Source organism: Caloranaerobacter azorensis DSM 13643 (assembly GCF_900129995.1).
GTDB classification, from domain to species: domain Bacteria; phylum Bacillota; class Clostridia; order Tissierellales; family Thermohalobacteraceae; genus Caloranaerobacter; species Caloranaerobacter azorensis.
The window spans coordinates 1-10204 of record NZ_FQXO01000080.1 but is presented as its reverse complement, the minus strand read 5'-3'; the positions used below and the strand labels follow the sequence as shown (position 1 = coordinate 10204).

The window sequence follows — 10204 nt, the reverse complement described above, 5'->3', positions numbered from 1 at the left end:
ACACTATGCAAAATATAAACTTCTAATAATAGACGAAATAGGTTATTTACCTATTTCTAAAGAAGAAGCAAATATGTTTTTTCAGCTAATAAATAAAAGATACGAAAAATCTAGCACTATAATTACTACTAACAAGGAGTTTAGTAAATGGCATGAGATATTTGGAGATGTAACTATTGCTAACGCAATACTAGATAGGTTATTGCATCATTCTACAGTTGAAAAAATAACAGGTAAATCTTACAGAGTTAAAGACAAAATATTTACAAGTAATTCAAAGAATAATTAGTCAAAAGTGTTAAAAGTTATATTTGCAAATATGTTAAAAATAATATTGACATTAACAGTTTGCTAATAGAAGTATCGGATAAGACCTATAGATTTATAAAGATTTATAGAGGCATACGTTGCTTTCTATAAGTTTTTTATAGATATAAGTCGACGGAATATAATATGAGTATTAATAAAGAGTTACTCGAGAGTCCATGGGATTTGATAGAAGAAATGGCTGATGATAAAATGAAAGAAGAGTTTGAATTAGATGATATATTATTAGATATTTCATTAAAAATTATTAATTATAGAATTAACCAAGGTATAACTCAAAAACAATTGGCAAAAAATTAAATATATCACAATCTATGGTATCTAAATTAGAAAGTGGAGAATACAATCTTACAATAGGACAATTATGGAAAATAGCAAAGAAACTTGGATGGACATTTGAAGTTGTGTTAAAAGAAAGAATTCAAACAGAAGTATAATAAGATTTATTCTGGTGCAGAACCTATTTTTATAGAAGGAGATGTTTTTAAGACTATTATTCCTTTAAGTGTGCGAGCAAGTGACCAAGCGAGTGATCAAGCAAGTGATCAAGCAAGTGACCAAGTGGAGAATAATAAAATAAATGAAATATTAGAGTTTTGTAAAACACCTAGAAGTAGATCTGAAATTCAAGATTATATTGGCATTAAGAGCCGAAGGTATTTCAGAGAAAAAATACTTAACCCCTTAATAAAAGGTGGTTTGCTAAAACTTACAATACCTGATAAGCCTACAAGTCCAAAGCAAAAATATTATAGTAATAGAAAATGATTAGTTAGGTCATGTAATGAACTGTTGGGATATTAGTTATGAATAGGTATAAATAAAAGATTAGAAACGGTAGAAATAAAAGGGATAAAAGATAAACATGGAATATTGTTAAGAAATATAAAAGAAAAATTACAGATGCAATTTAAAATATAGAAAAGATTAAGTTTACAATAGAAACAAAGTCATTGGATACTAGGGGAGCAGCAACTAATGTAAGTTATAATATAGATTATAACGTTTTGGAAGTAGTGGAAAATGAGGAGAAATATATTGGGTTAGTTGAATTTATAGTTGATGTTAAAGCTAAAATTAAAAAAGCTATATTATTTAAAGTAAGTCTTAAAATGGAAGGGGTATTTATAGGAAATGCTAAAAAGCTTGATTTTAAACATTTTAATGATTTATTAGAACTAAATGGTATTGCACTTTATCTCATTTAAGCAGGACTTATATAATGTCTGTATCTGCTTTATCAGGATTGAACCCTCCAATTAAATTACCTATGATTAATATTCATAAATTGAGGGAACTAAAAGCAAAAAAGAATAAAAATAATGCTGATTAGAAAGTTTTTTAGTTAAAGGCAGGTATTATATAAAGTACCTGCTTTTACTACATACAAACAATAATTGTAAATTCATCTAAATTAATGAAACTTCGAAGGGGAATACATATAAATATAGAAATGGTTACTATATTATAAAATGAAAGACAAAATATAAAAATATACGATAAAAAACATAATAAAAGAAATAGAAGATAATGTAGGGAAGGATTCAAAAGATGGTGGTAAAGATATTATTGCATATATAAATAGAGAAGATGGGAATGAAAAGGTATATGTTGAATGTAAGTTATATAAAACAACAGAACTTAATAAGGAAACTGTTAGAGCTTTTGGGTATACAGTCAATAATGATAATATAAATAGAGGCGTTTTATTTTGTACTGGATATGTAAATGAGGATATTAGAAATATGGATACAAAGATACAAATTTGGACTTTAGAAGAAATTATTATACTTCTAAATGCTCATGAAAAAGTCTAGTGGGAGATAGGAGACGGAAAAAGATGCAGCAAATTAATAATCATAAGAACAAAATAGCTATTATATTATCATGGATGGTTGTATTATTATGGCTTATTCTTATATTTTATTTTTCATCTCAACCAGCAGTGAAATCAGATGGATTAAGCAGAAAGGTTACAGAGGTTATTATAGAAAAGGTAGGAAGATTAGTTCAATTAGATAGTGAAACTAGCACTACGACTGATTTAGTATCAAAATTTAATCATATTGTGAGGAAATTCGCACATTTTGGGGTTTATTTTGTTCTGGGGATATTAGTTATGAATGGTTTTAGGACAAGCGGAATTAGAGGTTCTAGAGCATTTATATTTTCTCTAATATTATGTGTACTTTATGCTGCGAGTGATGAAGTTCATCAAATTTTTGTGTCGGGTAGAGGTGCACAGGTTACTGATGTGCTTATTGATAGTTTCGGGAGTTTTGTTGGGATTGGGATTTATAAACTAATTGAGAAGATTAAAGAAAGGATAAAATTTAGATCCTGAAAAAGACAAAGATGTATTAAACTATATAGCAGATTTAAGAAAAACTGTTACTATTGAAATGAGTGATGTTCTTACTAAATAGAACAATGAGGTATTATTAGATAGTAATATGAAGACTGAATTTGCACTTGAAGTTATAGGCAAGATTATATCTAATATTAGTGTAGAGAAGAATAGCAAAGGTGATTTAGTATTTAGTTTAAAGAATACTGATAAGCTTAATAAGGACCTTATAGATGTGGAAGATAGATTTTTAAATAATGCGGTTCCAAGATTGAGTGCACAGAGTTTTAATTATGTGAATGTAATTAATGACTGTATTCCAGTTCTTAATAAAGCTGTGAAAAATGTTATTAATACTACTAGCTTGTCTGTTGATGATATGGTAGATTTAATACAAGCTCTAGGAATTAATTATACTAGTCATAGTGGAACAGGTGGCGGTTCAGGAGGAGGCTCTAGCAGTAGTAGTTCTAGTAAATCTGAAAAAACTTCAGATAAAGTTAATGTACCATATGATTTAGAAAAACCTGTAACAGGAACATTAGATGAAAAAGGAATGACAGTAAAAATTGAAAATTTTGGGGTGGATAAATATGAAGAAAAGTTGGAATCTTTTAATCGTAATAATAGCTATTATAGGAATTATATTATTTAATTTTAAGATGCAGAATATAGATGGTGTAGAAAGTAATATTTCTATAAATGAAAAAGTTAATAACAGTAGTGGAGAAAATGTGGATAACAATGATGATGTTCGAGTGGATGCAGTGGATAAATCTATTGAACAAGTTAGTAAAAGTGATAAAGTAGATGATAAAGTTGTAAAGCAAGAAGAGAAGAAGGAATTAAAAGTTGAAAAAGAGAAAAAGATAAAGAATGTTGAAAACGTAAATTCAAGTTTTAAAAATAATAATGCTGTTAGTGCGAATGTTAATAAAGAAGTGAAAGAAGAAGTTACTAAAGAAAATATTGAAAAAAGTGATGAGAATATAGCTAAAGAAGAGAAAGAAACTGCTAATGATGAAGGGAATAGACAGCAGGAGAGTGAAAATGTACAGCAGAAGTTAGCAATATCTCAAGATAAGATAAACAGTATTGAAGATTCAGTATCAGTAGCTGATAAGGCTAAAGCAATAAAGTTAATTTTGACAAAATTATCGCCATCGGATATCAAGATGTTAAAAGATATGTTGAATGGAGGGTTAACTGAAGAAGAAAAAAAGAAGGCTATAGAAATAGCTTATTCTAAATTTTCGGAAGAGGAGATAAAACTTATAAAAGAGTTATATGATAAGTATATGAAGAAATAACTGTTGTTTATTGGTTAAATTATTTTGTATGATTTTGTTTTTTCCACTTAATTTATTCGATATGTTGGTATGAAACTATTTTTGCATTTTAAATATCATTTTTATAATAAATTCAAGGAATAAAAAGACAGCAAGAAATATTTTTCAAAATGCTGCTAATAACGTGGAGAAATGGATTTTATAAGGGGGTTTTTTTGTTTTTTTGAAGGAAAATATATATTTTTGAAGAAATAATTAAAAAAATAGGTAAATGATGTAGGTTTGTCAAATAAAAATGTAAAAATGAAAAAATAAAATATAGGGGGATGTAATAGTGAATGAGAAAAGGTATAGAATATTATTTAAAAGGATCGTTTTATTACTATTAGTAGTATTAGTTTTTTTATTTAATACTATTGCATATACAAATTCTGATAAAATTTTAGGTAATATTGCTATGGGAGATAATGTAACAACAAAAAATGTCCTAGTATCTGTAAAGTATATTTTTAATGAGCTTGGTTATCGAATGATTCCAGATTATAAAAGGAATCTTTTAGTTTTTTCCAATGGTGATAATAAAATTATATTAGATATAGAGAATAAAAAGTTTTTAGTGAATGATGATGGTGTTAACATAGAAGTACATACTGATATACAGACTATAAGTAGGAAATATTACATACCATTAAATATATTGTCGAAGGTAGTTAATACTAATAAAATTAATTTTGCAGAAGATGTGCCAGTACTTATGTATCATCATTTATTAGAAAAGAAAGATATAAAAGGGAAGTTTGTAAATGATTCGGCAGTCATTGCAGTAGAGAGTTTTAACCAGCAGATGAAGATATTACATGAACAAGGATATACAACTATAACATTAGATGAATTAGAAAAATATTTGAAAGGAGAAATACTTTTACCTGAAAAAAGCATATTAATAACTTTTGATGATGGTTATAAGAGTAATTATGTTTATGCTTATCCATTACTAAAACAATATGGTTTTAGGGCTACTGTATTTATTATTACACGATATATTCCATATCATATGACAGAATTTAATCCGGAAAAACTACAAATTATTAGTTGGCAAGAGATTCAAAGAAGTAGAGATGTATTTGAATTTGCATCACATACTCATGATTTACATAGATTAAATGATAAAAATATTAGTTATGTTATTTGTAAAGATAAGGAAGAAGTTTTTAGAGATCTTAAATTTAGTATGGAAATACTAGATACAAAATATTTAGCTTATCCTTATGGACAATATAATGAGGAAACTTTAAATATATTAAGGAAATTAGGTTATACTTTAGCATTTACAATAAAACCGGGGAAGGTTAAACCTGGAGATGATCTATTGCAATTGAAAAGGATAAGAATCAATCCTAATATTAATATATGGAGATTTAAGAAAATTATTGGTGTAAAATAAAAGTAATATGATATGCAAGCTGTGCATGTACTGCATGAGGTATGTTGTAAACATATTATAGCAAGAAAATTTAAGGGGAAATTGTTTATTGATTAAATTATTTTGTATGATATACTAATTAATAGGGAGAAATGTAAGGGGGGTGGAAATGATGGATGTGAGTTTGTTAGATGCTATTAGGGAAATGCTTAAAGAAGAATTAAAACCTATAAATGAAAGACTAGGTTCGGTAGAAGATAACATTAAAGGAATGAACGAAAGATTAGGAGCAGTAGAGGATAACGTTAAAGGAATGGATGAAAGATTAGGTTCAGTAGAAGATAATATTAAAGGAATGGATAAGAGGTTAGAAACAGTAGAATTAGAGATTAGTGGAATAAAAGAAGAACACGGTTTATTGTTGAGAAGTATAGAAGAAAAATTACAAATACAATCTAAAGCGATAGAAAAAATAGAATTCATAGAAGGCGATATAAAGGCTATAAGGAAAGATATTGATAAGATGAAAAAAGATATTTATTTAATAGAACGAGTAACTGCTAAAAATTGGGTTGAAATTAATGAATTAAAGGCAGCTAAATGAAAAGTTACATTTTAAAGATAAAAGTGAAAATAATTTTTGAAAAAAGTGTTTAAATCGGTCTAAAAATTCTAAAAATTTTATGATATAATAATTTTTATTAAGAACATTCCTTTCTTAATTCATCGTAAGATGATTTAATAATATTAGAAAGTGAATGTTCTTGATTTGTTTTTTGAAAATATTATTAAAAGTCTAATTTTAAGCTAAAACTATAATATTGGAGGCGTTTGAATGTTCGATATCGATACCTGTTTATCATTTGTAACGAGTAAAGCCTGTAAAGAAATAGCAGAGGCTTTTAATAAGAGGTTAATGAAATTAGGTGTTACACGAGTCCAGTGGATTGCATTATATTATTTAGGCAAATATGCGGGGATAAAGCAGAAAGAATTAGCAGAAAAGATGAATATTAAAGATTCTACGGTTGCTAGACTTATTGATAGAATGGAAAGAGAGGGTTATGTTATACGGGTTAAAGATTTAGAAGATAAAAGGATTACTAAATTATATTTGACAGAAAAGGGAATTGAATTGAGAGAAAAATTACTTCCTGAAGGTAAAAAAATGAGCGAGATTCTTTCTAAAAATATTACAGATGAGGAAATGGAAATTTTCAAAAGGGTTATCAAGAAGATGGTAGACAATGTAAGATAATTTAAAAATAAATTTGGGAAAAGGGTTGTAATATAACTAAATAATTGCTATACTAATAATTAGTATAACAATTACATATCAAAGGGGGATTCAAAATGGCAAAAAATCCAAGAGAACTTTTAAACAGTTTCATGGGAGGCTTAAAAGAAGTTGGCAAAACTAATGAAGAACAAGTAAATGCTTTTATGAATTTACTTGGAGCAGCCTATAAACCAGGTGCTATTGATACAAAGACAAAAGAACTAATTAGTGTAGCAATTGCAGCTTATAATCGTTGTGAATACTGCATTGTATTCCATGTTTATAAAGCTCTTGAGGCAGGCGCAACACGAGAGGAGATTATGGAGGCTGCTATGGTAGCTGTAGCTTTTGGTGGAGGCCCTGCTATGGCATACACTGTATCTTTATTGAAAGATTCAATAGATGAATTTGCACCAGATTTTAATAAGTAGTAGATAAGGCAGTGTTACGCTGCCTTATACTTTTTAAGGGGAGGGATAAGAATGAAAATTGAGATTAAAATAGATAAGCTACCAAATGACAGCATAAATGGTAAGATTACAAGATTACATAAAAAAGTTGGAGACGATGTAAAGGCAGGAGATATCTTATTTGATATTGAAGATAATAAGAGTGGTATGCCTATAAAATCGACTGCTTCTGGGAAGATAGAAGATATAAAAGTTAAGGAAGGAGATATAGTTAAGGTAGGAGATATATTAGCTATAATAAATGGAGAAAAAGAAGAGACAGATAATAAGGCTGTGAAAAATGGTTTTGAGTACTTTGGCAATTTATTAAAACCTAAAAAACGAGAAATAGAAAGTGATATTACTATTATTGGTGGAGGCCCTGGAGGATATGTGGCGGCAATACAGGCTGCTAAAATGGGTGCCAAAGTCGTTTTATTAGAGAAGGATACCGTAGGAGGTACTTGTTTAAATAGAGGATGTATTCCTACAAAATCATTAGTTCGCAGTGCGGAAGTTTATAAAAATTTAAAACAGGCAAAAGAATTTGGATGTTATGCTGAAAATGTCAATATAGATATTAAAAAAGTAATTGCTAGAAAAAATAATATAGTAAATCAGTTGGTTAAAGGAATACATTATCTCTTAAGTAAACACAATGTACAAGTAATAAGTGGGGCAGGAAAGATACAAGACAAAGAAACAGTCTATGTAAAAAAAGGAATGGAAGAAACGATAATTAAGACTAAAAATATAATAATTGCTACAGGTTCTAAAACATCAAAACTACCAATTCCGGGCATAGACATAGAAAATGTAATATATAGCGATGAAGCTTTAGAATTAAAAGAGTTGCCAAATAAATTAATTATTGTTGGCGGCGGCGTTATCGGAATGGAATTTGCCTTTATATTTGCAAATTTTGGAGTAGATGTAACAGTTATTGAATATTTAGACGAAGTACTTGCAAATCTTGATGAGGACATTATTAAAGAGATAAGTAAGATTGCATCTAATAAAGGAATTAAAATACATACAGGAGCAAAAGTAGAAGAGATTATCAAGAGTGAAGATGAGCAGTGTATCGTTTCATTTATAAAAGATAACGAGAAAAAATATGTTACTGCGGAAAAAGTGCTTATGGCAGTAGGAAGAGTACCTAATTTTGACGGTTTAGATATAGAGAAATTAGGAATAGAATTAAATGATAATGGCAGAGGAATTAAAGTAAATGATAAGATGGAGACAAATATTCCTGGTATTTATGCAATAGGAGATGTAACAAACAAAATACAGCTTGCCCATGTAGCCTCACATCAAGGAATAATAGCCGTAAAAAATATCATGGGAGAGACTTGCGAAATGGATTATGAGTGTGTACCTAGTGCTATGTTTACAGATCCTGAAATAGCAGTAGTTGGAATTAATGAAAAGACTGCAGAAAAAGAAGGTATAGAAATAGAAGTAGGCAAGTTCCCATTTGTTGCAAATGGTAAAGCATTAACATTAGGGGAAAGTGAAGGATTTATCAAAATCATTAAAGAAAAAGCTACGGGGAAAGTAATTGGAGGTGCTATAATAGGGGCACATGCAACCGATCTGATAGCAGAAATTACATTAGCAATCAAAAATGGATTAACAGCAGAACAAATTATAGAAACTATACATGCACATCCGACAACAGCAGAAGTTATACATGAGGCAGCATTAGCTGTAGAAGGCGGTGCTATACACTTTGCCGAATAAGAAAGTACAGACAAAAATAATTCAGTCTTTGTCCTTTGATCCATGGTATAATTTAGCATTAGAAGAGTATTTGTTAAATAAAGTATCCGAAAATCAGATGATTTTATATTTATGGCAGAATGAAAACACAGTAGTCATTGGTAGGAATCAAAATCCATGGAAAGAATGTAGGTGTAGAGAATTAGAAAATGAAGGTGGGAAATTAGCTCGTAGATTATCAGGAGGCGGAGCGGTTTTCCATGATTTAGGTAATCTAAATTTCACTTTCATAATGGACAAAAAATTATACAACCTAGAAAATCAGCTAAAAATTATATTACAAGCGGTAAAAAAATTAGGAATAGAAGCCGAATTTTCGGGCCGAAATGATCTTACAGTTCAAGGAAAGAAGTTTTCAGGAAATGCTTTTTATTTCGATACTAATTCGGCATATCATCATGGTACACTTTTAATTAACACAGATTTTCAAAAATTAAATCGTTATTTGCAAGTATCGAAAGAAAAATTGAATTCAAAAGGAATTGATTCCATTCAATCAAGAGTAGTCAATTTATCGAGTATAAGAAGCGGCATTACAATAGAGGATATGGTGAAAAGTTTAGAAGAAAGTTTCATAGAAACTTATGGAGAAACTATTAAAGAAATACATAAGGCTATTTTTACAGAAGAAATTGAAAAGTTATACCATAAATATGCTTCATGGGAATGGAGATATGGAGAGACTCCTAGTTTCGATATTACTTTTCAAAACAGATTCTCTTGGGGAGATATAGACATAGGATTAAAATTAGAAAATGGATATATTAAATCATCATTGATTTATTCAGACGCTATAGATTACGACTTAATTCAAGAAATCTCACAATCATTAGAAGGAGTTCCATTTTGCAAGGAAGATATTATTAATAGAATAGAAAGTATTCCTATTAAATCAAATAATAGAATTATCATTGAAGATTTAAAAGAATGGTTTAGTACAAAGAATATATAAAGTTAAAAACTTTGAATTCATTACAAATTATAGAACTTCAATTCGTAATTTAAGATATTGATAAAAAGTGCCGATAAATAATATATGATGCAGATAAGTAGAAAAGACAAAGAAAAAATAATAGAATCAATTAAAAATGGAAGAATTGATGCAGCTGATATAAGTTTTCCAAATTTAATAGACGATATAATAATGAAAATGAATAGAAAGGGGTTAATAAAGGATTTAACAAAAGTATTTAAAGATAAGCGAAAGAAAAATAAGCACATACCAATGGAAAATATATTAGCTTTATCAATTGCAGCAAAGATGAAGATAAAAACAAGTTTAACAGATATACCATATGCTATAAC

General features: G+C 28.6%; 16 protein-coding genes. All 16 read left to right on the top strand.

Annotation, left to right across the window (positions count from 1 at the left end; genetic code table 11):
* Positions 1-289 (top strand): ATP-binding protein (locus BUB51_RS10635; RefSeq protein WP_073197645.1); only part of this gene is annotated, 289 nt, incomplete at its 5' end.
* Between the two features lie 164 nt (positions 290-453).
* Complete coding sequence (locus BUB51_RS13300) at positions 454-627, top strand: hypothetical protein (RefSeq protein WP_197051436.1); 174 nt, start codon at positions 454-456, stop codon at positions 625-627.
* 14 nt (positions 628-641) lie between these two features.
* The gene (locus BUB51_RS13295) at positions 642-764 is read left to right on the top strand and encodes a hypothetical protein (protein WP_197051435.1); all 123 of its coding nucleotides are present in this window, start codon (positions 642-644) and stop codon (positions 762-764) included.
* Between the two features lie 124 nt (positions 765-888).
* Entirely contained in the window at positions 889-1095 is a 207-nt protein-coding gene (locus tag BUB51_RS13290) for a Fic family protein (protein WP_197051434.1), read from the top strand.
* Positions 1096-1280: 185 nt separating this feature from the next.
* The gene (locus BUB51_RS13285; protein ID WP_197051433.1) at positions 1281-1535 is read left to right on the top strand and encodes a hypothetical protein; all 255 of its coding nucleotides are present in this window, start codon (positions 1281-1283) and stop codon (positions 1533-1535) included.
* 291 nt (positions 1536-1826) lie between these two features.
* Positions 1827-2144, top strand: a complete 318-nt coding sequence (locus BUB51_RS13685) for a restriction endonuclease (protein ID WP_083599606.1) — start codon at positions 1827-1829, stop codon at positions 2142-2144.
* Between the two features lie 23 nt (positions 2145-2167).
* Entirely contained in the window at positions 2168-2671 is a 504-nt protein-coding gene (locus BUB51_RS10610) for a VanZ family protein (RefSeq protein WP_083599604.1), read from the top strand.
* A gap of 109 nt (positions 2672-2780) precedes the next feature.
* Positions 2781-3329, top strand: coding sequence for a hypothetical protein (locus tag BUB51_RS10605; RefSeq protein ID WP_073197643.1), 549 nt, complete (start codon positions 2781-2783; stop codon positions 3327-3329).
* Entirely contained in the window at positions 3268-3984 is a 717-nt protein-coding gene (locus tag BUB51_RS10600; protein ID WP_073197641.1) for a hypothetical protein, read from the top strand. Before BUB51_RS10605 ends, BUB51_RS10600 begins: the two co-directional genes overlap by 62 nt.
* A 313-nt stretch (positions 3985-4297) precedes the next feature.
* Positions 4298-5407 (top strand): polysaccharide deacetylase family protein, encoded by a 1110-nt coding sequence (locus BUB51_RS10595; protein ID WP_073197639.1) that lies wholly within the window; start codon positions 4298-4300, stop codon positions 5405-5407.
* Positions 5408-5555: 148 nt separating this feature from the next.
* On the top strand, positions 5556-5990 hold the full coding sequence (locus BUB51_RS10590) for a coiled-coil domain-containing protein (protein WP_073197638.1): 435 nt from the start codon (positions 5556-5558) through the stop codon (positions 5988-5990).
* Between the two features lie 231 nt (positions 5991-6221).
* Complete coding sequence (locus BUB51_RS10585; protein WP_035162422.1) at positions 6222-6644, top strand: MarR family winged helix-turn-helix transcriptional regulator; 423 nt, start codon at positions 6222-6224, stop codon at positions 6642-6644.
* A gap of 95 nt (positions 6645-6739) precedes the next feature.
* Positions 6740-7096, top strand: coding sequence for a carboxymuconolactone decarboxylase family protein (locus tag BUB51_RS10580; protein ID WP_035162420.1), 357 nt, complete (start codon positions 6740-6742; stop codon positions 7094-7096).
* Between the two features lie 51 nt (positions 7097-7147).
* A complete protein-coding gene (gene lpdA, locus BUB51_RS10575; protein WP_200791947.1) occupies positions 7148-8860 on the top strand; it encodes a dihydrolipoyl dehydrogenase in 1713 nt (570 codons plus the stop codon).
* The gene (lplA, locus tag BUB51_RS10570) at positions 8850-9851 is read left to right on the top strand and encodes a lipoate--protein ligase (RefSeq protein WP_073197636.1); all 1002 of its coding nucleotides are present in this window, start codon (positions 8850-8852) and stop codon (positions 9849-9851) included. The genes lpdA and lplA overlap by 11 nt, the downstream gene beginning before the upstream one ends.
* A gap of 84 nt (positions 9852-9935) precedes the next feature.
* The coding region (locus BUB51_RS10565; RefSeq protein WP_278294251.1) for a hypothetical protein at positions 9936-10204 on the top strand (269 nt) is incomplete at its 3' end.